At 67.1% G+C, this 25,055-nt stretch carries 18 protein-coding genes and 2 tRNA genes; 7 read left to right on the forward strand and 13 right to left on the reverse strand.

Features of this window, described 5'->3' with window-relative positions; genetic code table 11:
* Positions 1-157: 157 nt before the first annotated feature.
* Complete coding sequence (gene orn, locus AU193_RS14990) at positions 158-805, forward strand: oligoribonuclease (RefSeq protein WP_064423167.1); 648 nt, start codon at positions 158-160, stop codon at positions 803-805.
* A 41-nt stretch (positions 806-846) separates the two neighbouring features.
* Positions 847-919, forward strand: a tRNA-His gene (locus AU193_RS14995).
* Positions 920-1,040: 121 nt separating this feature from the next.
* Here AU193_RS14995 and AU193_RS15000 read toward each other — a convergent pair.
* Positions 1,041-2,258, reverse strand: coding sequence for an Ig-like domain-containing protein (locus tag AU193_RS15000; RefSeq protein ID WP_064423168.1), 1,218 nt, complete (start codon positions 2,256-2,258; stop codon positions 1,041-1,043).
* A 167-nt stretch (positions 2,259-2,425) separates the two neighbouring features.
* Here AU193_RS15000 and AU193_RS15005 point away from each other — a divergent pair.
* Together AU193_RS15005 and AU193_RS23365 are read left to right on the forward strand one after the other, a co-directional pair.
* Positions 2,426-2,501, forward strand: a tRNA-Lys gene (locus AU193_RS15005).
* A gap of 333 nt (positions 2,502-2,834) precedes the next feature.
* Positions 2,835-3,002: a hypothetical protein gene (locus AU193_RS23365; protein WP_172798317.1), complete on the forward strand. Its 168-nt coding sequence runs from the start codon at positions 2,835-2,837 to the stop codon at positions 3,000-3,002.
* Between the two features lie 11 nt (positions 3,003-3,013).
* On the opposite strand, the gene AU193_RS15010 is transcribed toward AU193_RS23365, so the two are convergent.
* The gene (locus AU193_RS15010) at positions 3,014-3,241 is read right to left on the reverse strand and encodes a DUF3618 domain-containing protein (RefSeq protein WP_064423196.1); all 228 of its coding nucleotides are present in this window, start codon (positions 3,239-3,241) and stop codon (positions 3,014-3,016) included.
* Between the two features lie 110 nt (positions 3,242-3,351).
* Here AU193_RS15010 and bcp point away from each other — a divergent pair, with 110 nt between their 5' ends.
* Positions 3,352-3,825, forward strand: coding sequence for a thioredoxin-dependent thiol peroxidase (gene bcp / locus AU193_RS15015; protein WP_064423169.1), 474 nt, complete (start codon positions 3,352-3,354; stop codon positions 3,823-3,825).
* On the opposite strand, the gene AU193_RS15020 is transcribed toward bcp, so the two are convergent.
* The 5 genes from AU193_RS15020 to AU193_RS15040 form a co-directional block, all read right to left on the reverse strand.
* On the reverse strand, positions 3,802-5,157 hold the full coding sequence (locus AU193_RS15020; protein WP_064423170.1) for a dipeptidase: 1,356 nt from the start codon (positions 5,155-5,157) through the stop codon (positions 3,802-3,804). The genes bcp and AU193_RS15020 overlap by 24 nt on opposite strands.
* A 123-nt stretch (positions 5,158-5,280) precedes the next feature.
* Positions 5,281-5,673, reverse strand: coding sequence for a holo-ACP synthase (locus AU193_RS15025; RefSeq protein WP_064423171.1), 393 nt, complete (start codon positions 5,671-5,673; stop codon positions 5,281-5,283).
* Positions 5,674-5,719: 46 nt separating this feature from the next.
* On the reverse strand, positions 5,720-14,974 hold the full coding sequence (locus AU193_RS15030) for a type I polyketide synthase (protein ID WP_064423172.1): 9,255 nt from the start codon (positions 14,972-14,974) through the stop codon (positions 5,720-5,722).
* Positions 14,975-15,499: 525 nt separating this feature from the next.
* Positions 15,500-16,213: a DUF1906 domain-containing protein gene (locus AU193_RS15035; protein WP_172798318.1), complete on the reverse strand. Its 714-nt coding sequence runs from the start codon at positions 16,211-16,213 to the stop codon at positions 15,500-15,502.
* A 158-nt stretch (positions 16,214-16,371) separates the two neighbouring features.
* Positions 16,372-17,082, reverse strand: a complete 711-nt coding sequence (locus AU193_RS15040) for a MerR family transcriptional regulator (RefSeq protein WP_064423174.1) — start codon at positions 17,080-17,082, stop codon at positions 16,372-16,374.
* Positions 17,083-17,405: 323 nt separating this feature from the next.
* On the opposite strand from AU193_RS15040, the gene AU193_RS15045 reads away from it, so the two are divergent.
* Positions 17,406-18,680: a nitrate/nitrite transporter gene (locus AU193_RS15045; RefSeq protein WP_064423175.1), complete on the forward strand. Its 1,275-nt coding sequence runs from the start codon at positions 17,406-17,408 to the stop codon at positions 18,678-18,680.
* A 17-nt stretch (positions 18,681-18,697) separates the two neighbouring features.
* On the opposite strand, the gene AU193_RS15050 is transcribed toward AU193_RS15045, so the two are convergent.
* Complete coding sequence (locus AU193_RS15050; RefSeq protein WP_064423176.1) at positions 18,698-19,117, reverse strand: ChaB family protein; 420 nt, start codon at positions 19,115-19,117, stop codon at positions 18,698-18,700.
* Positions 19,118-19,239: 122 nt separating this feature from the next.
* On the opposite strand from AU193_RS15050, the gene AU193_RS15055 reads away from it, so the two are divergent.
* The gene (locus tag AU193_RS15055) at positions 19,240-19,974 is read left to right on the forward strand and encodes a 2-C-methyl-D-erythritol 4-phosphate cytidylyltransferase (protein WP_082682995.1); all 735 of its coding nucleotides are present in this window, start codon (positions 19,240-19,242) and stop codon (positions 19,972-19,974) included.
* Here the strand turns inward: AU193_RS15055 and AU193_RS15060 are convergent.
* From AU193_RS15060 to AU193_RS15080, 5 genes are all read right to left on the reverse strand, one after another.
* Positions 19,949-20,650 carry a 2-C-methyl-D-erythritol 4-phosphate cytidylyltransferase gene (locus AU193_RS15060; RefSeq protein ID WP_064423177.1) on the reverse strand — a complete coding sequence of 234 codons (702 nt, stop codon included), beginning with the start codon at positions 20,648-20,650 and terminating at the stop codon, positions 19,949-19,951. The genes AU193_RS15055 and AU193_RS15060 overlap by 26 nt on opposite strands.
* Positions 20,651-20,660: 10 nt before the next feature.
* Positions 20,661-21,290, reverse strand: coding sequence for a hypothetical protein (locus AU193_RS15065; protein ID WP_253867847.1), 630 nt, complete (start codon positions 21,288-21,290; stop codon positions 20,661-20,663).
* Positions 21,287-22,255: a hypothetical protein gene (locus AU193_RS15070; RefSeq protein WP_064423178.1), complete on the reverse strand. Its 969-nt coding sequence runs from the start codon at positions 22,253-22,255 to the stop codon at positions 21,287-21,289. Before AU193_RS15070 ends, AU193_RS15065 begins: the two co-directional genes overlap by 4 nt.
* A 141-nt stretch (positions 22,256-22,396) precedes the next feature.
* On the reverse strand, positions 22,397-23,860 hold the full coding sequence (locus tag AU193_RS15075; RefSeq protein ID WP_082682996.1) for a FadD3 family acyl-CoA ligase: 1,464 nt from the start codon (positions 23,858-23,860) through the stop codon (positions 22,397-22,399).
* Complete coding sequence (locus AU193_RS15080; protein WP_064423179.1) at positions 23,857-25,047, reverse strand: amidohydrolase family protein; 1,191 nt, start codon at positions 25,045-25,047, stop codon at positions 23,857-23,859. The genes AU193_RS15075 and AU193_RS15080 overlap by 4 nt, the downstream gene beginning before the upstream one ends.
* Between the last annotated feature and the right edge of the window lie 8 nt (positions 25,048-25,055).

Raw genomic sequence — 25,055 nt, forward strand, 5'->3', positions numbered from 1 at the left:
CAAGCACCCTAAGAGCCAGACACCAGGTGATCAGGATCCAACCACCGCAACAAGCGGCCCCATCACCCTGACACTGACTGGCACCCTAACGCCCGCGACATACCCGACGGACGGGTGCAACGGGCCGCATGCAGCGGCAAGGCTTACTGTGAGCGTCGTGCGCGACGAACTGGTGTGGATCGACTGCGAGATGACCGGCCTGGATCTCAAGACCGACCGGCTCATCGAGATCGCGGTGCTGGTGACAGACGCCGACCTCAACATCCTCGGCGAGGGCATCGACGTCGTCATTCACACCGACGACGAAGCGTTGGCATCGATGATTCCGGTGGTCACCGAGATGCACACCCGGTCGGGGCTGATCGACGAGGTCAAGGCGTCGACCCTGACCCTGCCCGAGGCGGAGGAGCTGGTCCTCGACTACGTGCGCACCCACGTCAAACAGGCCAAGACGGCGCCGCTGGCCGGCAACTCGATCGCCACCGACCGCGGTTTCATCGCCCGCGACATGCCCAAGCTCGACGACTACCTGCACTACCGGATGATCGACGTGAGCTCGATCAAGGAATTGTGCAGGCGCTGGTATCCGCGCATCTACTTCGGCCAGCCCGAGAAGGGCCTCGCGCACCGGGCACTCGCCGACATCCACGAGTCGATCCGGGAGCTTCAGTACTACCGCCGCACCGCGTTCGTGGCCCCACCCGGGCCGTCAACCAGCGATATCGCGGCCGTCGCCGAAGAATTAAGGCCGCCGAACGGAGACGCGAAGGACATCGATTCGGCCGCCGAGCGTTCGAGCGGTTAGTATCGACGTCGCCGCTCTGCCCCACCGGGGTCGCGGCGATGGTGGCTGTAGTTCAGTTGGTAGAGCACCAGGTTGTGATCCTGGCTGTCGCGGGTTCGAGTCCCGTCAGCCACCCCGACTGGGTCAGGGAGCGAATCTTCGCTCCCTGACCCTTTTTTCGGACGTCGACGGCTTCATGGCCCCCAGTCGTCTGCCGCACTAGAGCACTGGCCGCGGGCCCGTCCGCCACGTCACATCAGACGTTGGCGTTGCCCGCTTTCCACTGCTCCCACGGGATGTTCCAGTCCCCGAGACCGTCGGTGCCCGGCAGCGTCGAGCCGACCGTGTTGACGATCTCGACGACGTCGCCGCGCTTGGAGTTGTCGAAGAACCACCGCCCGTTGCTCGTGCTGACGTTGATGCACCCATGGCTGACGTTGCTGTACCCCTGGCTGCCCACCGACCACGGCGCGGCGTGGACGTAGATGCCGCTGTAGGAGATCTGGGTGGCCCAATCCACCTCGGTGCGATACCCGTTGGCGGAGTTGACCGGAACGCCGTAGGTCGACGAGTCCATCACCATGTGCGAGCGCCGGTCCCCGACGATGTAGACGCCGTTGTTGGTCGGTGTGCTGTTCTTGCCCATCGACACCGGCATGGTCTTGATCACCTCGCCGTTGCGCTTGACCGTCATGGTCTTCGTGCTGTCGTCGATGGAGGTGACGACCTCATCGCCGATCGTGAAGCTCGTGGTGACGTTCTCCTGACCGAACAGGCCGTCTCCGAGGTCGACGCCGTAGGTGTTCACCGCGACGTCGACCTTCGTGCCGGGCTTCCAGTACTGCGCGGGCCGCCACCGCACCTCCTGATTGTTCAGCCAGTAGAAGGCGCCCTCGACCGGAGGATCGGTCTTGATCTTGATGGCCTTCTGCGCGGCCACCCGGTTGGTGATGATCTCGTCGAACCGGACGGCGACCGGTTGCCCGACGCCGACCACCTCGCCGTTGTTGGGCAGCACATACGGCATCGTCAGGTTCTCGGGCGAATGAGTCTCAAAGGACATCCGCCTGGTCGTGGCGCCGCCGAGCCCGAGCGATTCGGCGGTGAGCGTGTAGCGCTTGTTGTAGCCGAGCGGTTCGGTGGTCGACCACGTCAGACCGTCCGGGCTCAAAGCGCCCGCGACCGTCTTGCCGGATTCATTCACCATGGTGACCGCTTCGAGCACACCGTCCTCCGCGCTGACGGTCACCGGCGCGTCCACACTCACGCCCACGGCGCCGTCGGTCACCGACGCGGTCAGCTTGGGGACGAGCAGGTCCCCGAACGGGGTGCCCTTGTCCTCGATCACCTGCGGTTGGGAAGGCGTCGAGTTACCTCCGCACGCGGACAACCCGAGAGCTATGGCGGGGATCAGCGCGGCGGTCACCCACCACGCGCGTCGACGCGGACGGGCCGTTGAACGGACTCGCCACATTGCTTACTCCACCTCGCAGATTGGGATGATGATCGATGATTCTTGGCAACAGTCTAAGTGCAGAATCGAGTCCGGGTCGAAATGCGGAGGTCAGCGACGCGACTGGGAAGCGACTTCGGGGCGGAGATTTCGTCCTGCACAGCAACTGCTGTTATTGTCGCACCCGCGCGCCGTTAGCTCAGTTGGTAGAGCAGCTGACTCTTAATCAGCGGGTCCGGGGTTCGAAACCCTGACGGCGCACCAGCTTGGACCTGAGTGCGACCGTGACAGTCCGTCACGGTCGCGTTCCTTTTCTGCGCCGTCTCGAGCAACATACGATGATGACGTTGCCGGATCACAGTTGCGTAAACGTTTGGCATGAGTTCACTGTCTGTTCGCGAAGTGTGCTGTGGTCTACCTTTAGCCGAACATAGAGACCAAGATCGCACGTTCGGCGTCGTTGCCGATATACGCAACCGCTTGAGCTTCTACGGTTTAAGCTGCAGGAAGCGAAGCAGGGTCTGCTACAGTCCCGTTAGCTGACATACGACAAGCGCAGGAACAGCAAAAGGCCGAAACGGAAAAGGGACTTAGCTGATGGCCCAGCCAGGCGGTTCACTTGCGGCGGACGACGATCGCGCGGGCGCGTCCGAAGTAACTGCCCAGACGCCGGTCGCGGTGTACAGCTGTAACCGGCTCGGCCGGGTCGCCAATCCCCCGGGCTTCTCGTTCTCCGAGTTGTTCCGCTCGACGCGACGCGGCTGAGAGCCGGCCGCTCACCCCTGCCGAATCCGGCGCACGACGAGCACGAGCGCAATGACTCCCACGCCGGCGAGCGAGGCGGCCACTGCGGGTTTGGTGACGAAACGGATCGCCGCCGACTTGGCGTCGTCGAGCACCCGGCTGGGGTTGGCACGTTCGGCAAGAGTGTCCACCGTCGCCGCGAGTTGCTCGCGTGCCTGATCGATGTCCCGCTTGATGGTCTCGGGATCGCGGTCCGCCACGTGCGCCTCCAAGCCGTCCACGTCGGTGCTCCCCGTTGGAGCCTGCCGATCTACCCTAGAGCAGCCCGCGCTCGCTGTAGCGCTCCGGTCGACAGAAGGGATGCCCGCGCGTGCCACAGACTCCGCGACTCGAGGTCGGCGACAAAGCCCCTGCGTTCAGCTTGCCCGACGCCGACGGCAACACCGTGAAGCTCTCCGACTACAAGGGCCGCAAGGTCATCGTGTATTTCTATCCGGCGGCGTCGACTCCCGGCTGCACCAAACAGGCCTGCGACTTCCGCGACAATCTGCATGAACTCAACGACGCCGGGCTCGACGTCATCGGCATCTCGCCCGACAAGCCGGAGAAGCTGGCCAAGTTCCGCGACAAGGAGAAGCTGACCTTCCCGCTGCTGTCGGACCCGGATCGCGAAGTGCTCACCGCCTGGGGCGCGTTCGGCGAGAAGACGATGTACGGCAAGACGGTTCAGGGTGTGATCCGGTCGACGTTCGTCGTGGACGAGAAGGGCAGGATCGCCGAGGCGCAATACAACGTCCGGGCCACCGGACACGTCGCCAAGTTACGGCGCGACCTGTCGGTCTGAGCTGTTCTCGGCCAACCGGGCCAGCAGCAGGGCCTCGGAAACGGCCGCGCGTTCCAGCACCCCGAGGTGCAGGCTCTCGTTGACGCTGTGTGCTTGTGTCGCAGGGTCTTCCACGCCGGTCACCAGAATCTTCGCCGACGGGAACGCGTCGGCGAACTCGGCGATGAACGGGATCGAACCGCCGACGCCGGTGTGGACCGGCTCGGAGCCCCACGCCTCCCGGAAGGCCGCTCGGGCAGCGTCGTAGACCGGACCGGTTGCGTCGATCGCGTACGGCTGCCCGTGGTCGCCCCGGGTGACCGTCACCTGAGCACCCCACGGGGCGTGCTGCTCGAGATGGCGGGTCAACGCCTCCATGTGCTGTTCCACGTCTCCGCCGGGCGCGACGCGCATGCTGACCTTCGCTCGCGCACGCGGGATCAAGGTGTTGGACGACTTGTCGATGGGCGTCGTGTCGATGCCGATGACGGTGATCGCCGGTTTGGCCCACAACCGCTGCGGCACTGTGCCGGAACCGATTTCGGATACACCCGACAGCAGGCCGGTCTCTTCGCGGACACGCTCGGGCGGAAAGTCGACATCGGCGGCCACACCTTCGTGCAGGCCGGCCACCGCGACATTGCCGTCGTCGTCGTGCAGGCTGGCCAGCAACCGCACCAGCACGCTCACGGCGTCGGGCACGACCCCACCCCACAGCCCGGAGTGCAGGCCGTGGTCGAGCGTGGCCACCTCCACGATGCAGTCGACGAGTCCACGCAGCGACACCGTCAGCGACGGCACCTCGGTGCTCCAGTTGTCGGAGTCGGCGATGACGATCACATCGGAGGCCAAGGTGTCGTGGTGCGCGGCCAGCAGTCGCGACAGTGACGGGGACCCCGACTCCTCCTCCCCTTCGACGAACACGGTGACGCCGACGGGTGGATTGCCGCCGTGTGCCCGGAATGCGGCCAAATGCGTTGCGATACCGGCTTTGTCGTCGGCAGTGCCGCGGCCGTAGAGTCGTCCGTCGCGCTCGGTCGGCTCGAACGGCGGCGAAAGCCACTGCGCCGGATCGCCTTCGGGCTGCACATCGTGATGGGCGTACAGCAGCACCGTCGGCGCACCGGCCGGTGCGGGATGGCGTGCGATGACGGCGGGCGCACCACCCGCGCTGACGATCTGCACGTCACCGAAACCGGCATCGGTCAGCAGCTTCGCCACCGCGTCGGCGCTGCGCTGTACCTCGCCTCGCCGCGCCGGGTCCGCCCACACCGACTCGATGCGCACCAGATCTTCCAGATCGCGCCGCACCGCCGGCAACACCTCGTGCACGCGCTGCACCAGATCGCTCATGGCCACGACACTAGCGGGTCGGTCACCTGCCGCGAGCGACCACGAACTGCCAGAAAGGGGCGGCGTGTCGTGTTCTGACACGGTCGCTCGCGGAAGTTGACGCTCCCACTCGCGGAACTGGGGCTAGCGCTCTTCGAGGATGGCGACCGCAGCCGCGGTACCGGCCTCGTGGGTCAACGACAGGTGGATCGTCACGTTCTTCAAATGCTCGGCGATCGCGCCGGACAGGCGGACCTTCGGCCTGCCCCACATATCGGTGATCACCTCGATGTCGCGGTGGATGCCCTCGGGCAGCACCGGACGCTTGGCGAAGCGGGACCCCGACCACGCCTTGATCACGGCCTCCTTCGCCGCCCACCGCGCGGCGAGATGCCGCGCCGCCGACGAGCTCTTGTCGGCGGCGTCGCGCCGCTCACCGGGGGTGAACGTCTCGGCGAAGACGGTCCCGGGCAGGTCGACCTGTTCGGCGAACTCCGGTATGGACACCAGGTCGATCCCGACCCCGACTATCGCCATGGGCCAAACGCTATCTCACGCCCTTCGCTCGTCGCGCAAGCGCTCATCACCCAATTCGTCCGGCCACATACACGTCGTCGTCGCCGAGTCGCGACGCCGGATCGAGAAGCATGTCGGCTTCCTGCCGCTTCTCGGGTGCGTCGTGGCCGAATCGGCGGTCAGCCGGCTTCTCGTACAACGACTTACCACCCGCGATCGCCGATGCGAGCCGGTGCTGACCGGCCAGCACGCGGGCATCCGCACGCTGCTTGTAGTCCGCGCGCTGCTCGGAGCTCAGCGCGGCCAGGAACGCCTGCGGATGCACCAGCGCGATCAGACCCGACACGTGGCCGAAGCCCAGGCTAGTGATCAGCCCGGCCTTCAGCGGGAACGACCCGCCGAACCGCAGGGTTTCGCGCAGCCACACCATGTGCGCGGAGCCGGCGAGCTCGTCGTCGACACAGTCCAGGCTGCGGTTGGGCGGGATGACGCCGTCGCGCAGGATCTGGCACAGCCCCATCATCTGAAACGCTGCCGCGCCGCCCTTGGAGTGACCGGTCAGGCTCTTCTGCGACACCACGAACAGCGGTGCGCCTTCCGAGCGACCCAGCGCATCGGCGAGCCGCTCGTGCAGCTCCGTCTCGTTGGGATCGTTGGCCAGCGTCGACGTGTCGTGCTTCGACACCACCGCGATGTCGTCGGGTCCGACGCCGAGTTCGGCCAGCGAGTTCGCCAGTTGCGAGCTGCGACCGCCGCGGCCGGCTGCCAGCGCACCCAGACCGGGCGCCGGGATCGAGGTGTGCACACCGTCGCCGAACGACGACACGTAGCCCACGACGGCCAGCACGGGCAGCCCCATCTTGAGCGCGAGATCACCGCGCGCCAGCAGGATGGTCCCGCCGCCCTGTCCCTCGACGAACCCGAGCCGACGACGGTCGTTGGCGCGGGAGAACTTCGAGTCGCTGATGCCTCTGGCCCGCATCATTGCGGTGTCCGCGGTCGCGGCCATGTCGCCGAACCCGATGACCGCCTCGAGAGTCGTGTCGTCGTAACCTCCCGCGACCACGAATTCGGCCTTCCCCAACCGGATCTTGTCGACGCCCTCCTCGACGGAGATGGCAGCCGTCGCACACGCCCCGACGGGATGGATCATCGCCCCGTAACTGCCGACATAACTCTGGACGACGTGGCCGGCAATGACGTTCGGCAGGACCTCCTGCAGGATGTCGTTCGGCTTGTTCCGGCCCAACAGGTTGCCGTGATACATGGTCTGCATCGACGTCATACCGCCCATGCCGGTGCCCTGAGTGCTGGCCACCAGGCTCGGGTGCACCCAGCGCATCAGCTCGCTCGGGCTGAAGCCCGCCGACAGGAACGCGTCGACGGTGGTGACGAGGTTCCAGATCGCCAGCCGGTCAATGGAGTTCATCATCTCCTGGCTGACGCCGTACACCATCGGGTCGAATCCAGTCGGAATCTGCGCCCCGACTGTGCGGGACAGCTTGACCTTGCGCGGAACCCGCACCTCGGTACCCGCCTTGCGCGTCACCTGCCAGTCGCCGCTGTCGGGTACGGGGGCGATCACGGTGTGCTCCGGATCGAATTTCAAGAACCCGCGGGCCTCGGCCTCCGACGAGACGACGAAGGTGAAGTCTTTGTCGAGGAAGACCGAAACCAAAAGCGGCGACGCATGATCCGGGTCGATCGCTCCGTCGTCGACCCACTCGCGGATACCGACCCGCTCGACCACGGCGTCGTGGTAGCGCTCCACCAGCTCGCCCTCGTCGACCAGCTCGCCGGTTTCGGTGTCGTACCAGCCCGGAGTGGGATCGTCCTCCCATTTGACCAGTCCGGTCGTCCACGCCAGCTCGAGGACCCCGGCGGCCGACAACTCGTTCTCGACCTCCATCTCGAAACGGGTGCGCGAGGAACCGTACGGCCCGAGTTCGGCACCACCGACGATCACCACCATGTCGGCGGGATCGATGTCGAGGTCGGGCCACTCGGGCGCCGGCGCGGACTTGAGACCGCGCGGCGGCGACGGCAGAGCACGCACGGTGCCCTCGGGATCGGTTGCCCCGGCGTGGCTTTCGGTCACCATCTCTTCGCGGGCCTTGGCGGCCAGCTCGGCCATGTCGATGTCGACATCGGCCAACCCGCCGGTGAAGTCCGCCTGCAGCGGCTCACGCGCCGCGGCCACCTTGGCTTCGATGTCGCACAGCCCGAGCAGCATGCTCGCCATCTCGTCGGTGGTGAACGTGCGCACCCCGGCCTCTTCGACCGCACCGACGATCGCGTCGTTGTGGCCCATCAGACCGGTGCCCTTGGTCCAGCCGATCAGCGCGTGTGCAAGCGAAACCCGCTGCGCCCACGACGATTCGGCTTTCCACCGGGCCACCAGCGCGTCAAGCGACGACTTCGCTTCGCCATAGGCGCCGTCGCCACCGAACATGCCGCGGTTCGGCGAACCGGGCAGCACGACGTGCAGGCGTGCGGCGATGTCGCGCTCGGCGCCGATGTGCGACAGGCCGGCGATCAGCCGCTGCACGGCCCACAGCAGCACCTTCATCTCCATCTCGGCACGCGACCCGGCATCGGACAGATCGCCCGTCACCCGCGGTGCGGCGAACGGGAACAGCAATGTCGGCGTCTGAGCGTCCTTGATGTGGATCGACTGCGGCCCAAGGCTTTCGGTCTGCTCGGTGCCGACCCACTGGACCAGCGCGTCGATATCGGTGTAGGACGCCATGTTGGCGGGGACAACCCACAGCTTGGCGTTCCAGCGCGCGTTGTCGCGGTAGAGGGTGCGGTAGAAGGCCAGCCGGTCGTCGTCCAGTTTGGACGTCGTCGCGATGACGGTGGCACCGCCGTCGAGCAACTGCGCGACCACCGACGCGGCGATCGAGCCCTTGGACGCGCCCGTGACGACGGCGACCTCGTGGTGGTAGCGACCGGTGCCCGGATTCTCGGCGCCTGCGGCCGCGCGGCCATACAGCGAGGCGTGGATGTTGCGACCCGCCGCCAGCGCCTTGCCCTGCCACCAGGTGGCCTGCGTGCCGACCACGTGGCCGGCGCCCTCGAACCGTTCCGAGAGCCGCTGCCAGTCCCTGTCGATCTCGTCCTCGTCGTACAACCACAGCCGAGCCAGGTCCTCGCGGGCGCTGGCCCAGCGGTCGTCGAAGAGCACCGCCTTGCGGCCGTCGAACACCGGCGCCACCAGACGCGGCCAGTCCGAACCCAATTCGGCGGTGACCAGATCGATGAGCTCGGCGTCGGTGGCCTCCGGAACCGGGACCGGGGTGTCGAGGCCGAGTTGGCCCAGAATCATCCGCGCCGCCGAGGCGAGCACGCCGTCGCGGCCCGTCACCCGTTCGGCGAACTCGGTCAGCGCGGCGGAATCCACCACGCCCCCAGCGCTTCCCGCGGCCGACGGCAGAGACACCGCCACACCGCGGCGGGCCGCCACCGAGGCGACCGCGCTGTCGATGACCTTGTCGACCGTCGCGGCGTCGGCCAGCGCGCCCTCGTGCAGGCCGCCCAACTCACCACCGCGCACGCTGGTCCCTTCGCGGGTCCCCAGCGCCACCTCGACGGTGACGTGCTTGACCCAGCCCGGACCCAGCTCCCACGTCTTGGTGACCCGCTCGCCGATGTAGGCCGGCCGCTTGCCGGAAGGCCCGAAGACGGTGCGCAGTTGGTCGTTGACCGCGTCGGACAGCACGGGCCCGAATGGCTTGTAGGTCCTGGCCAGCTTGGTGACCTGTCCCTTCAACGCGGCCAGGTCGGCTTCGCCCGCGCCGTCGATGGCGCCGAGGTTGAGCTCAGAGCCGAGATCGACCAGCAATTGGTTGCGCCGCGAGGACGCACCGTCGGTGATCGACTCGATGGAGTCCAGCGGCTCGATCTGGTCGATGCGCATCTTGGCCGACAGGGCGATCAGCGCCATGGTGGCGTCGGCGGCGTCGAACGTCACGTCGTCGGGTCGCGGAGCGCCGGCGGGCGCGACAGACGGGCTGGGAGTGCCGGCGGCCGCTGCCGGCGCCGGTGTGGTGGCGGCCGGTGCTGCCGTCTCGACGGGTGCGGCGGTCTCGGGCGCCGCGGCGGGTGCCGGCGCGTCCTCGAATTCTGGTTCGGGGTCGGTGTCGGTGGCGAACAGCACCGCCGCGTCCCGCTCCGAGTTCAGCACTTCGGTTGTGCTGTGCGAATATTCGGGCAGCTTCAGCGTATTGGCGGCCAGCCCCGCGACCGTCGGCGCAGACTTCACCCCGATCTCGACGAAGCGCTCGATCCCCAGACCGCCTGCGGCCTCCTCGATGAACAGCAGGTCCTGGGTCTCGATCCAGCGCACCGGGCTGGCGAACTGCCACGCCAGCAGCTCGATGACGATCTTGCGGCACAGCTCGCGCGGCTTCTCGTTCCGCCAGGTGTCGTAGTCGGCCAGGACCTCGTCGAGCGGCTCGGCGGGCACCAGATCCCGGATCTCCTGGATGAATTCGCGATCCAGCGAGAACGGCTTGGGCACCAGGTTGGGGATGTACTTGCCGATGATGAGATCCGGATCCTGATCACGCGGCATCACCCTCTCCAGGGAGCGGCGGAAGTCGGCGACTCCGACCCGCAGCACCGAGGAGTGGAACGGCACGTCGATGCCCGGCACCAGGATGAACGAACGCTTGCCACCGCTGATCTCGCGACGCCGCTCGACCTCCTCCTCCAGCGCCTCGAGGCCGCGCACCGTGCCGGCGATCGCGTACTGCGAACCGCGCAGGTTGAAGTTCACGATCTCCAGGAATTCCCCGGTACTCCGGGAGACGTCAGCCACAAACTGTTTGACGTCGGCGTCGTCCAGGTCAATCTGCGACGGCCGGATCGCGGCCAGCCGGTAGTTCGACCGGCCCAGATGGTCGCGCGGCACGATGTCGTGCATCTTGCTACCGCGGTGGAACACCACCTCGAGCAACGCCTCGAGCTCGTACACGCCGCTGACACACGCGAGCGCGGTGTACTCGCCGACGGAGTGCCCGCAGGCGATAGCGCCCTCCACGAACGCGCCCTGCTCCCGCATCTCGGCGACTTGGGCGGCCGCCACGGTCGCCATCGCGACCTGGGTGAACTGGGTCAGGAACAGCACACCGTCGGGATGGTGGTAGTGCACACCGCTGGCGATCAGGCTGGTCGGGTTGTCACGCACCACGTGCAGCACCGAGAAGCCGAGCGTCTCGCGGGTGAACTTGTCGGCGGTGTCCCACACCTTGCGGGCCGCCTTTGACCGGGCCCGCACCTCCATGCCCATACCCTTGTGCTGGATGCCCTGGCCGGGGAATGCGTACACGGTCTTCGGCGGGGCCAACTGCGCCGTCGCCGACATCACGAGCTCACCGGAGACCTTGGCGCTGACCTCGAGAATCTCTGCGCCACGGTCGATTCCGACGCGGTCGACGCGGAACTCGATGTCGTCACCCGGCTGCACCATGCCGAGGAACCGGGACGTCCAGCCGACCACCCGGGCCGGCGGGGCCGGCCTGCCGTCGGTCGCCGCCACGACGTGCTGCGCGGCGGCGGACAGCCACATGCCGTGCACGATGGGCGATTTCAGCCCCGCGAGCAGCGCGGCGGCGCGGTCGACGTGGATCGGGTTGTGGTCCCCCGACACGACGGCGAACGCGCTCATGTCGGTGGGTGCGGTGACCGTGACATCACGGCGGCGGCGACGCTGGGTGTCGGTGGCGTTGTCGGTGACCGCCCCGCCCGCACGCGGCGGGTCGCCGAGTTCGGCGGCGCCGGTGCGTCCGCGGATCGCGAAGCGCTCCTCGAGTTCGGCCAGCAGCGTACCGTGGGCGTCGCGGATCTCCACCGACACGGGTACGACGCGGCCATATTCTGTGTCGTGTGCCGCCGAAGCCGTTGCGGTGACGGTCAATTCGGCTCGATCCGCGGGCATCTGCGTCAGCAGGTGAGCGGCGTGGTCCAGGTGGACCAGGCTCAGCAACCCCTCGACGACGGGGAACCCGTCGTCGGTGACGGCCGAACCGATCGCCGCGAACACCGCGGGCCAGCAATAGCCGACGAGCGCGTCGGGCACCAGCGTCAACCCGGGCGCCAGCGGCGCGCCGAATACCGCGGTGACGCCGGTGTGGTCGGCGACCCGTTCGGGGTCCCAGTCGGCGGTAACCGTCGCGGTGTTGTCGTGCACCGGGGGCAGGGCGTCGGGCCCGTCCACACCGGCGGCGATGGCGAGCACCGAACGCATTGCGGCCGAAGCGTCTTCGACGGTGACGACCGGCATGCCGCCGTTGACGGTGCACGACGGCAGCGTGAACGGGATGTCGATCCAGATGTCGGACAGCGGCACGCTCAACGTCACCCGCTCACCGCTGAGCTCGAGGCGAGCGCCGGTGGACGGATGTGTCGCGTTCCGATTTTCGTTGGCCTGCCACTCGTCGGGAGCGCCGATCCGATGAACCGGGTTGATCGCGACGCGACCGGCCCACAACACGTCGGGCGAATCCAGTACCACCGCAAGCGGACCGGTGACGTCGGCGCGCGCCTGCCGGCGCGACACCACCGGCACGGGCTGGCCGTCGACGGCCAGGGCTTCGTCGATGGCGGCCTGCTCGAAGCGGTCGAGCAGTTCACCGACCGGTTCGTCGACGCGGGTGATCCCCGCGACGGCCTGGGTGCCGGGGATGATGCACACCTGGTCGGCGCTGTAGCGGGCGTCGTGGGCCTGCCACAGCGAGTCGCTGCGCCACCACCGCCGCACGTCCTTGTCGATCACCGGGACGAAGTTGACCGGTTTGCCAGGCGTCCTGCACAGCGTGACGAACCACGGCACGTCGGCCGGGTGCAGCCGCAGCGTCTCGGCCTCCGGGTAGCGCGCCCGCAGGATCTCGATCGCGCGGTCCGGATCGTCCAGCAGCGCAGCGTCATCGAACAGCGTCGGGATCGGACCCGAATCCTGCGGGTGCAGGCGGGCTTCGGCGCGGTGCAACATCTCGGCGAACCGGTCGCGCCAGGTGTCGGCCAGCCATGGGCTGTTGGGCAGTTTGGTGTCGGCGGTGCTGTCGCCGTCACCGATGGCCAACTCCACATACCGCTGCAGCCACTGCAGGTAGGTCATCTCCACGACGTCGCCGAAGTACGGCTTGCAGGTGGTGGCCATCGCGGCGACGATCTCGTCGCGGCGGGCCGCCACGGCCTCGGCATCGCCGGCGACCTCGTCGAGCAGCCGACCGCACCGCGATGCGGCGTTGTCGATCTCGTGGATGTCCGCGCCGAGCTGACTGCGGCTGGATGCCATGCCGCCCTGAGCTTTTCCGGCACTGATCCAGTGGTCGGTTCCGGTGGTCTCGACCAGCATCTGCTTGACGGCCGGCGAGGTGGTCGCCTCCAGCGTCGCCATCGCCGCGGTGCCGACGAGGATCCCGTCCACCGGCATCGCCGGGAAGCCGTACTCGGTGGCCCAGCGCCCGGACAGGTATTGCGCCGCCCGCTCGGGGGTGCCGATTCCGCCGCCGACGCAGACGGTGATGTTCGGCAACTTGCGCAACTCGCCGTAGGTGCTCAGCAGGAGGTCGTCGAGGTCCTCCCACGAGTGGTGACCACCCGCGCGGCCACCTTCGATGTGGACGATGACGTCCTTGTTCGGCACCTCGGCGGCGATCTTGATGACGGACTTGATCTGGTCGACCGTGCCCGGTTTGAACACGACGTGGCTGATTCCGACGGTGTTGAGCTCGTCGATCAGTTCGACGGCCTCCTCGAGTTCGGGGATGCCGGCCGAGACGACGACGCCGTCGATCGGCGCACCGGACTGACGGGCCCGCTGCACCAGACGCTTGCCACCCACCTGCAGCTTCCACAGGTACGGGTCCAGGAACAGCGTGTTGAACTGCACGGCGCGACCCGGCTCGAGCAGGGTCGTCAACTCCGCGATGCGGTCGGAGAAGATCTCCTCGGTGACCTGCCCACCGCCGGCGAGCTCGGCCCAGTGGCCGGCATTGGCCGCGGCAGCGACGATCTTGGCGTCGACGGTCGTCGGGGTCATGCCCGCAAGCAGGATCGGCGAGCGCCCGGTCAGGCGGGTGAACTTGGTCGACAGCTTCACTGAACCGTCGGGCAACTGCACGGTGGTCGGCGCGTAGCTCGACCACGCCGGCGGGACCTCGGGTTCAGCGCCGACGGTGAACAGGTTGCGCTGTCCCACCCGCGTCGCGGCCGGCACGATGCCCACGCCCAGCCCGCGGATGATCGGTGCGGTCAGCCGCGTCACGGTGTCGCTCGGGCCGAGATCGACGATCCAGTTCGCGCCCGCCTCGTGCAGCCGCTCCACCTCGGCGACCCAGTCGATCGGACGCACGAAGATCGCCTCGGTCATCTCGTGGGCGAGATCGGGGTCGATACCGCACTTGGCGGCCCACCCGTCGACCATTTCGACGCCGTCTGCCAGCCGCGGCGTATGGAAGCCGACCTCGACCTGCACGCCGTGGAAGACGGGGCTGAATACACTGCCGCCGCGAATCTTGTTCTTGCGCTCGGCTTCTTCCTTCTCGGTGATCTTGGAGCAGTAGAGCTCGAACCGCCCGAGCTGCTCGGGGGTGCCGGTGATGACGACCGAACGCCTGCCATTGCGGATCGACAGCACCGGCGGCAGCACCGTGCGCACATCGGAGGAGAACTCTTCGAGCAGCTCGGCGATGCGGTCCGGATCGACGTTGGTCACCGACACCATCGGCGACTTGTCCCCGCGCCCCACCATGCCGCGCCGACGCGAGACCAGCGACCCGGCCGCGCCGATCAGCTGCAGCAGCGCCAGGAGTTCGGCATCTTTGGTGCCTCGCGACCGCAACGACTCGCAGGCCATGATTCCCTGCGAATGCCCGGCCATCGCGACCGGCGGGGCGCCGTACAAGTCGAGACCCTGGCGGACGGCGGCGCGGATCGCGGCCATCTGCGCCAGCAGGATGCCGGGTCCGGAGATGGCCGCGGTGATGAGTTGCTTCGTCGCGGGAAGGGGCTCGTCGGCGGCGAGCGCACGCACCCACTGCAGCGGCTCGAAACCGATCGGGCGCACCACGACCAGTTCGCGCGCCACGGGCTCGAGGAGAAGCGCGGCCTCCCCAACCACCTCGCTGAGCTCCGACTCGATGCCGGCCGAGCTGACCAACTCCTCGAGGTTCTCCAGCCACGAGCCGCCCTGGCCACCGAAGGCCACGGCGTAGGGCTCACCGGAGTTGAGTCGATCGACGAGGGCCTGATTCCCGGCATGGGCCGCTCCCGCGGTGCGGTCGGTGGTCACCCGGTGCTGCTCGTTGATCGTCACGGTCTCGTTGTCTCCCTCTGTCCCGCGTCATGCTCGTCGTCGGCTGTCGTCTCAGAAGCTGCGATGGCTCCCGGCTCCCAGCCGCGGCGCCACGCGATTCGGCGTCGAATCCGACTGGTCCGGTCGGGCGGCCCTGAGGTCTTCCGACGTTTCTCTCGACCCCGCCGAACCGCCTTCCGTGCACTCCAGCCGTACTAAGAGTGTCATAAGAAGGCCGCTCGATTTCGCGCCCGAAATGGTTACTGACTGGTTCTACGCTCGGGTAACCAGCCGTTGGATAACGCGCACTTCGACACCGGCCGAAGACATTCGGGACAAACGTCCTGCATGCAGGTGGTTACGGTCGAGTAGGCAGAAGTGCGCTGATCAAGGCAGTTTTGTTATCAAATCGTTATAAAGAAATTTTCGTCGCGTCTCACCAGCGGCGTCGCCCGGATCAGACAAGACAGACGGGTGCGATTTGTCTTCTCGGCGCCGTCGGCCACCAAGAAAAGTTTGCTGAAGGTACTTACTGATCGGTAAGGTTTAATCCCACTGCCCAAATTGGGGCTTGAGGATGTGGTTGATGTCCACGCCGACGCCGGCGATCGACCGGCTGTCGATCTCGACCTGATGCAGATGGGCCGCCGGATGCGCCACCTTCTCCGGCGATCCCCAGTCGTGCTGCCAGAAGTACGTCCCGATGCCGTCCTGTAGCGCCCACTCGATCGTTTTCGAGTTGGCGTAGACGCCGACGCGCTGCTTGCCCAACACCGTTTCCCAGCCCCGCAGGTACGCGGCGACCTGCTGTGTGTACTGCTCGTGGGTCGGGTTGTCGTCGATGGATGCATAGATCGGCGCATCCTGCGAGCCGCCCGCGGCGACGTGCAGTTCCCACCCGCGTTTCGCGTGGCGCACGCCGGCGTCGTGTCCGCCGAGCCAGTCGGCGGTGTCCTTCTTGCCGTACTGGTAACAGGACACGACCTTCAGACCGTTCTGGTACAGCTCGCGCGCCTCGGCCAATTGAATCGGCTTACCCAACATCCACGCCGCGCCGGGTCGCCGGTCGGAGACGTAGCGAATCGCCCCGAGGGCGCCCGCTGCCCGGATGTCGCTGGCCTTGAGCACACCCGCCGCATAGTCGAGAAGGATCCCGAGCGGCGCCGCGGACGCGGGGGCGGCGGCGTGCACACCCGCACCGACGACGAGCGCCGGAGCAACCACCGCTCCCCTGAGGACGCTCCGCCGCGATATTGACACGAGCCACAGAATACGACAGCCGTCACAGGTATCACCCCTTGTCAGTGGTGGTTGTGTCAATCGTCAGCGCCCCGGCGCGGTGTTGCCGAGCTAAGCCGAAGCCGGGGACCACACCGCAGAAGAAGGGCGCCGACCGGCGGTGGTGACGTCAGCACCGGCTATTCGGCCTCGGCGGCGGACATGCGACGGTGTAGCGACTCGTCGAGCCGTCCGGACACGACGCTGGCCCACAGGTCGCGGTACTCGCGCACCGCCCGCCCGAGCTCGTCGTCGCTATCCGGCGTCGGCACGTAATTCGAGCCGAACCGTGCGGCGACGAACGCGCCGAGGGCTTCGACGAACTGAGCCGCAAGAGCGTCGACCGCACGGTCAGTGGCCTCGACGATGTCGAGCAGCGCCTGCACGGAGACGAGAGGATCCGCCGACCGCGCCATCGCCCTTCGCACCGCGGCAGAGGTCAGCACGACGACGCCGTCGACCACCTCGCCCAAGCCATACTCGACCAGCCGCCGTCCCTCGTCGCTGTCGGCGCCAATCGCCGGCCCGTCCCCGATCGTCTCTGCCGCCGACGCTTCGGACCCGTCTTCCTCGGAGCTCGGACCCAGCACCGCCCGCTGGATGCCGAGGATGTCGGCGAGATCGGCGCCCTGGCGCAGGCTGGCGAAGAACTCGGCGATATGGGCGGAGTTGAAGCCACGGCGATGCAGCTGATTGATGGTGCGCAACTGCGACAGGTGATAGTCGTCGTAGAACGCCGACCGGCCGATCCGCCGCGGCGGGTCCAGCAATCCACGCTCCCGGTAGGCGCGGATGTTGCGGGCGCTGACACCGGAGATCTGCGCCAACTCATCGAGGCGATACTCAGCCAACGTCGCGAATCCCAGCGGCGGCGCGTGGCGACCGACCAGCGCGACGCTTCATGCGATCACTGTAACGCGCTACGACATACACGAGCAAACTGCTGACCCGCAGCCGCAGGTTGGTCTCTCGAGCCGTCTATAACGCTTCTATCAGCGTCAATTAGATATTCGCATTGAAAAACTTGTCGAGAAGAGCCGCTGCCAGCCAACTCGGTGCCGGGGCCCGGTCAAACCGGTGAGCGAACTCACCGCGGCGTGGTTGGCGTTGCGGCACAGGCGTGCGGAAACATGGAAAAGTCAGACTTATCAATCGCCCGCACGAAAGGTTCGGTGTGCGTCCCTGGATCGTCTGGGCCACCGGGCTGTTGGCGTACATCGTCGCAGTTCTCGATCGCACCACCTTGGGCGTGTCCGGCCTCGATGCGGCGGCGCGGTTCCAGGCCAGCCCGAGTGTGCTGTCGACGTTCGTCGTGCTGCAGGTGATCGTCTACGCGGCAGCGCAGGTGCCGGCCGGCGTACTGCTGGACCGCTACGGTTCCAAGACGCTGATCCTAGTCGGCGCCGCACTCATGTCCGGCGGCCAGCTGGCGCTCGCGTTCACCGAGTCGCTGCCTACTGCCATCGGAGCACGCGCGGTGCTGGGCCTCGGTGACGCCTTCACGTTCATCTCGGTGCTGCGACTCGTGCCGCACTGGTTCACCCCCCGGCAGGTTCCGCTGGTCACGCAGCTGACGGGCATCTGCGGGCAGCTCGGCCAGGTGCTGTCGGCGGTTCCCTTCTTCGCCGTCCTCGCCGCCTGGGGCTGGACGACGGCCTACGTGTCGGCGGCCGCGCTCGGCGTCTTGTCGATGGCTCTGACCGCGGCGCTGGTGACGAACACCCCGCACGGCAACGCGGTGCACATCCAGACCGTCTCCGTGCGTGAGACGCTGACCAGCGTCAAGACGGTCTGGTTGCGGCCGGGCACCCGGCTCGGGTTCTTCACCCATATGGGCACTCAGTTCTCGGTGACCGTGTTCGCGCTGATGTGGGGCGTGCCCTATTTGACCAATGCCCAGGGCCTGTCGGACGGCGTGGCCGGGCTGTTGTTGACGGTTTCGGTCGTGGCCGCCATCTCCGCGGGGGTCCTGATCGGCATCTTCACCGGGCGTCGGCCGCACCGGCGCTCGCGTCTGGTTCTGGGCATCATCGCCAGCAACGCGTTGGTGTGGACGGTGGTGTTGGCGCTACCCGGCAGAGCGCCGCTGTGGCTGCTCGTGGTGCTGATCGTGGTGATCTCGGTCGGCGGACCCGGCTCGATGGTCGGCTTCGACTTCGCGCGGACCTTCAACCCGAGTGCCACGCTGGGAACCGCTTCCGGCCTGGTCAACATGGGCGGCTTCATCGCCTCGTTGCTGGTGATGCAGGCGATGGGCGCCATCCTCGACGCGACGGGCGGATTCTCCTTCGAATCGTTCCGGGTGGCCTGGGTCGTGCAGTACGCGATCTGGACGTTCGCGGTCGTCGGCATCCTCATCACCCGGGGCAAAGCACGCAGGGTGATGAGGGTCGAACAGGAGCGGATGCTGCTGGAAGGGCTGGACACCCGCAGCGCCGCAGCCGACTAGCTGTGGCGAACGGTCCGTCAACGACCGCGGGCGGTCGCGCGGCGGTTGGCCTTCTTGATGGCCGAGACGAGCTCGTCCTTGTTCATGGTCGACCGACCCGAGATATCAAGGCGCCGCGCCACTTCCATGAGGTGCTTCTTGGAGGCGTTGGCGTTCACGCCCTCGGCGGTCTCCCCCTTGGCGTTCGGGCCGCCGCTGCGCGCCCGCTGATCCGACGGGCCCTTCTCGGACTTCGGCTCCCAGTGGTCGCCGACCTTCTCGTAGCTGTGCTTGAGCGCGCTGTAGGCGACGCGGTGCGCGCGTTCCCCCTCGCCGTACTCTTCGGCAGCGGCGTCGTGTGCCTTGGCGAACGTGCGCTGAGCCTTGGCGTCCGACTTCTGCAGGGTGCTGGGCAGTTCGCTCTTCCGGGCGCTGCCGCTCTTGGTTGTCTTCGGCATGCGAAAAGGCGTACCCGAGCGGTGACGTGGCGAAACGATGGGTGATCCGGTGGCCGAGCCAGGCGAGTTCGTGTCCCACGGCCGTCGCGATGGGCGTCGGCCTGCAATGCCAAGATACGAGGATGACCGTCGAGGAGGCCGAAACATCGTCGTGCGCCGTGGCGGTCGTGCTCGCGGCGGGCCTGGGAACCAGGGTCGGCGCCGACGGTAACAAGGCCTACCTCCCTGTGGCGGGTCGACCGATGGCCGCTTGGTCGCTCGAAACCCTGACGGGTGTGCCCGAAGTCGATCGCATCGTGCTGGTGTACCGGCAGGGCGAGCTGGCACTGGCCCGTGACATGGTCGCACGCGAATTACCAACGGCCGATGTGGAACTCGTCGAGGGCGGCGACACCCGACACGGTTCCGAGCTCAACGTGCTACGTCATCTGCAAACCGACATCGAGTCCGGGCGCATCGACGTGGTGCTCATCCACGACGCCGCACGACCGATGGCCGGTCGGGAGATGTTCAGCCGCGCGCTCGCGGTCGCCCGTGAATCCGGTGGGGCGATACCTGCGTTGCCGCTTCGGGACGTGGTGACCACCGCACTGCGGCAGCCGGCCGACGGGTCCACCCTCGTCCGGGTGCAGACACCGCAGGCCTTCCGGGCCGCACCCCTGCTCGCCGCGTACCGCAGCGCAGAACACCACCGATTCGAAGGCACCGATACGTCGTCGTGCATCGAGGCGTTCAGCGACGTTGCGGTGCATACGTTTCCGGGCGAACCGCACAACATCAAGGTGACCTACCCCCGCGACATCGCGACCGCCGAACACCTGTTGACGACAGTCAGCGTGCACCGCGACTCGCGATGACGGCCTCGAGCAACGGACCGTCGTGCGGGAGTTCGACCGTGACGGCCTCCGCGTCACCGTCGACCGTGACAATCGGCAGGGTCGATCGGATCGCCTCGACGGTCTCGTCGAACTCCCCGACCGACCCGACGACCAGCCGGCGGAGGTGCTCGGCGGCGAAACCGCGGGGATATTGCACGGTCTGAAGGATCGAGCGATCCAGCGAAGCGGTGACGACACCGTGCTCGTCGACGACCTTCACGCTGTCGGTGACAGCCAGCACCGGCAGCACGACGGAAGCTCCCTGCGTCAGGCGCTCGACGACCCGATCCTGCAGCCTCGGTGGGGTCAGGGGCTGCCGGACGTCGTAGACGAGCACCAGCGACGCCGAAACCGGCTCGGCCACAACGTGTTCGAGTGCAGCGGCCAGACACTGCGCACGAGTAGCGGGCCCCCCGATCACCACGAGGTCGACGGCACCCGATTCCTCGCGGGCGAGTAGCGCGCGTACGTCGTCGGCGAGGTGTTCGGCGACGGCCACCCCCACCGCGGCGGGGTCGGCGACCGCTTCCAGGCAGTCGTGCACCACGCGCGCCAGGGGTGACCGACCGCCCTGCGGTTGCAGCGATGCGGCAGCGTAGTCGGCGGCCGGCAATGTCACGACCGCCGCGAGGCGTTGGCCGGGGAGCGCCGTCACTGCGGCGACGCTACACGGGGTCGAACTTGTCGATCAGCCAGCGGCCGTCGGACTTGGTCATGCCGACCTTCACCGCGCTCGCGGCGAAGGCCCCGTCGGGGTTCTCCTTGCTGACCGTCGTCTGGTTGACGAACACCAACACCACCGCGGTGTCGGGACGCATTTCGGCCACGCCGGCCTCCACCACGGCCGCGCTGGTCTTTACCTGTTTCTCCTTGACCGCCGGGGTCACGATCTGCTCGGTGAACTGCGTGTAGTAGTCGAGGAAGTCCCCCGTCAGGTTCGCCTTCGCATTCGAGAAGTCCTGCTCCATCGAGTCCGGGGCATACGACAACAGCGCCACGGTGCCCGACTTCGCCGCTTCCAGGGCAACCCTCTGCGCGTCACCGTCGGTCTGCTGGTCTTGTCGGTATTGGAAGAAGTAGAGCCATGCGGCGACGCCTGCCGATACCACCAGCAGCAGGGTCAGCAGGATGGCGCCGAGATGTCTGCCGATGCCACGCCACGCTTTGGGCCGGCTATGCCCGGCCGCTGGCGATTCCTCGGCCGCCGTCGACTCCGGTTCGACGGCTGTCGATTCCGGTTCCTCGGAGGGCGCGGTTTTCACATCCGGCTCGTCGGCGCTGGCTTCGGTGCTCACGGTACGAACTCGACTTTCGACATCTTGATCTGATCACCCTCTCGGACCAGGTCCACCTTCAGGCGCCACGACCGCGGCTCCTGGTTCGCGCCTGCGGTATTGGTGACCCTCGAGGTGGCCGACACCAGCGCCGTGGCGTTGTTGTCGGTCATCGACGTCAGCGCGGCGGTGTTGACGGTGACCTCGGTGACCACCTTGGAGTCCTTGGCGACCTGGGTGAAGTCCTCGGCCTGGGCCTCGAAGTCCTCCTTGAACTGACCCGTCGAGTTGTCGATGATGCGCTGCACGTCTTCCTGGGCCCTGTTGAAGTCCAACGACATCAGGGTCACGACGCTCTGCCGCGCGGCCGCGGTGAATTCGGCGGTGCGCTGCTGTTCCTGCTGGGCCAGCCGGTGCTGCCACACCATGTAACCGCTCGCGGCGCCGAAGGCCAGGATCAGGACGACGGCCACCACCGCGGCGACAATCTTCCACCTGATTCGCGGCATCCGCAGGCGCCGGGATCGCTTCGGCGCCTCGACGCCGTCATCCTCTGCGGCAGTGTCGTCTGCGACGGCGGCGTCAGCCTTTACGGCACTGTCAGCCTTTACGACGTCGTCGTCCACGTCGTCCGCGTCGTCCGCGACCTTCGAGTCAGGCATGGTCTCCTCGGCCGGCTCCGCCACGTCTTCCGCGGGAGACCCGGACGCCTCCTGCGCCTTCGCGCCCTCCGCCTCGGCGGCCTGCCTACGCAACCGGATGGCCTTGGCTCGCGCGCGGGCGGCGGCGGCGATCGCCTCGGCCTTCGCCGCTTCGGCCTCGGCCTCCGCCGCTTCGGCCTCCGCCTCCGCCGCTTTGGCCTCCGCCTCCTCGGCGGGGCGAAGTGCCTCCTCCGAGTCCGCGGACCGCTGCCCAGGGTCATCCTGCGGTGATTTTTCGACGCGGTCCGCGTCGATCACCGATTCGCGGCGCCTGAATGACGGCACAAGCGCTCTCCTTGTCTGCTTCATTACTTGTGAGAATGCCATTATCGATTTGTGAGTATCGCCGCGACGATACCTGCGTGGGCACCACCCGGCAAACGACCGTCTTCCTGCGGAAATGCTATTTACGCGCTGCGCATCCGCTCAGCGGCGATTGTCTCGAAGGCGGTCCTTCATCACCTTGCCGGTGGCGTTCAACGGCAGGCTGTCGAGGAACTCTACAGAGCGTGGCACCTTGAAACCCGCCATTCGTTCCCGGCTCCACGAAATGAGGTCCTCACCCGTGACGTGGTCGTGACCGGTGCTGCGCACGACGAACGCCTTTCCGACCTGACCCAACCTATCGTCCGGAACCCCGATGACCGCGGCTTGGGCAACCGCGGGATGTTCGAGCAGGAAGCCTTCGATCTCGGCGGGATAGGCGTTGAATCCGCCGACGATGAACATGTCCTTCTTGCGTCCGACGATGCGCAAGCGCCCCGACTCGGTGAATTCGCCGAGATCGCCGGTGTGCAGAAAGCCGTTGGAGTCGATCGCGTCGGCCGTCGCAACCGGGTCGTCGAGATAGCCCTGCATGACGTTGTAGCCGCGCACCAACACCTCGCCGTCGTCGGCGATGCGCACCTCCACGTCCTCGCACGGCAGGCCCGCGGTCGTCGCAACATCCTCGGGGGTGTCTCCCGGGCGGGACAACGTCACATTGCCCGCTTCGGTGAGCCCGTAGCCGGTCATCAGGCTCCCGAACGGCAACTCGTCGCGGATCCGGCGGATCAGCTCCACCGGGATGTCGGCCGCTCCGGTCACGCCCGCCCGCAGCGTTGCGAGCCGGTCCTTGTCGGCGACGGTCAGCAGCGAGTGGTACAGCGTAGGCGGGCCGGGCAGCATCGTGATGCGCTCGCGCTCGACCAGATCGACCACCCGATCGACGTCGAACGCGGCGACCGGAAGCATCGTCGCGCCCCGTAAGAACGAGGCGATGAGCCCGGCCTTGAGCCCGAACGTGTGGAAGTACGGGTTGATCATCAGGTAGCGATCGCCCTCGCGGAGGTCGGCGAGCGTCGCCCACTCCTCGTACGCGCGCAGCGTCTGGAGGTGGTTCATCATCGCGCCCTTGGGCCTGCCCGTGGTGCCCGAGGTGAAGATGACGTCGGCGATGTCGGTGCCCGCCAAGTCGCCGACGCGGTCGTCGAACGGTGAGCCGGCGGACAAGAACCCCGAACCGAGGTCGATCACCGGCGCCTCCGTGGTCACCGAGTAGTCCAGGCCGAGGAAGTCCTTCTGCACCAGCACGGCCTTCGCGCCGCTGCGGTCGATGACGTCGGCGGCCTCCTCCGGCTTGAACCGGGTGTTGACCGGAACGAGCACACCACCGGCGACCAGCAGACCGAACGCCGCGACGATCCAGTCGGCGCTGTTCGGCGCCCACAGCGCGACCCGATCGCCTTTGGCGATGCCGAAGTCGGCGAACGCGCCTGCAGCGCAACGTATTCGATGGATCAACTCGGTGAAAGTCAAGCGCAACGGACCGTCGACGACGGCCTCGGCGTCGCCGAAGCGGTCCGCTGCGCTCAAGACCATCTCGGGGATGGTCTGCCAGCGGACTGTCACACGGTGACGAGGCGACCCAGGTTGCCGCCCATGATCTTCGCCTGATCCTCGACCGACAGGTGTTCGAGCGCGGTCACATAGTGAGTCGGCTCGGCCAGGCCCTCCGGATGCGGCCAGTCAGACCCGTAGAGCACCTGCTCCACGCCGATCAGGTTGATCAGGTCGTCGATGCCCTCCTCGTAGAACGGGCTGACGTAGATGCGGTTCTTGATTTCCTCGACCGGGTTGGCCGGGAAACTCTCCGGCGTCTTCTTGTACACCTCGGCCATGGAGTCCAACAGCGGGAACATCCACTTCGACCCCGCCTCGACGATGCCGACCTTGAGTTTGGGGTGCCGGAACAACGCACCGTGGATCACCCACGAGGCCACCGCGTCCTGGATCGGGCGCCACTCGTTGAGGATCGACATCGCGTTGGTCTGGAACGGCAGCATCTCCTGGGCGGCGCCATCCCATTCGGAGGTGTAGCGCGAATAGCCGCTGTCGGACGAGTGCATACCGATGAACACGTCGTACTCGACGCACTTCTCCCAGAACGGGTCGAACTCGGGCAGCGCGAAGGAGCGCGGACCCCGGAAACCGGGCACCGGCGCCGGGCGGATCAGGATGGCGCGGGCACCGCGCTTGACCGCCCAATCCAGCTCCTCGATCGCCTTCTCGACGATCGGCAGCGTGATCACCGGCGTGGTGAAGATGCGGTTCTTGTAGTTGAAGCCCCACACCTCGTCCAGCCACTGGTTGAGCGAATGGATGAGGACGTGGATGGCGACCGGATCGTCGCGCAGCCGCTCCTCGATCAAACTGGCCAGCGTCGGGAACATCAGCGAGCGGTCGACGCCCAGCTCGTCCATCAGCTCCAGCCGCGGGGCGGGCTCGAAGAACGCGGGGATCGAGCGCATCGGCTCACCGAACAGCTCGCGCTTGCTCTTGCCGTCCGGGTTTCCGAACTTGAAGTACTCCTCCCAGGCGCCCGGCTTGGCCACCACGGAGAACGTCGGGTTCGGGATGTAGTTGCTGATCTGGCCCTTGATGGCGATCTTGGTACGCCCGTTGACCTCGACGTACTGGACGACGTCCTGGTACTCCTTGGGCAAGTACTTGGTCATCGCCTCCGGCGGCTCATAGAGATGGTTGTCCGCATCGAACAGCGGAAACGGGATGTCGACCCGGTGTGACAGTTGCCCCATGGAACACT

The organism is Mycobacterium sp. GA-1285 (assembly GCF_001499905.1).
GTDB lineage: Bacteria > Actinomycetota > Actinomycetes > Mycobacteriales > Mycobacteriaceae > Mycobacterium.

Bases quoted from the DNA above. Each gene is read 5' to 3' on its own strand.
- AU193_RS15055 (WP_082682995.1), top strand. From the start codon at position 19,240: ATGACCGTCGAGGAGGCCGAAACATCGTCGTGCGCCGTGGCGGTCGTG.
- AU193_RS15020 (WP_064423170.1), bottom strand. From the start codon at position 5,157: ATGAGCGATCTGGTGCAGCGCGTGCACGAGGTGTTGCCGGCGGTGCGG.
- AU193_RS15080 (WP_064423179.1), bottom strand. From the start codon at position 25,047: ATGGGGCAACTGTCACACCGGGTCGACATCCCGTTTCCGCTGTTCGAT.
- AU193_RS23365 (WP_172798317.1), top strand. From the start codon at position 2,835: ATGGCCCAGCCAGGCGGTTCACTTGCGGCGGACGACGATCGCGCGGGC.
- AU193_RS15000 (WP_064423168.1), bottom strand. From the start codon at position 2,258: ATGTGGCGAGTCCGTTCAACGGCCCGTCCGCGTCGACGCGCGTGGTGG.
- AU193_RS15050 (WP_064423176.1), bottom strand. From the start codon at position 19,117: ATGCCGAAGACAACCAAGAGCGGCAGCGCCCGGAAGAGCGAACTGCCC.
- AU193_RS15025 (WP_064423171.1), bottom strand. From the start codon at position 5,673: ATGGCGATAGTCGGGGTCGGGATCGACCTGGTGTCCATACCGGAGTTC.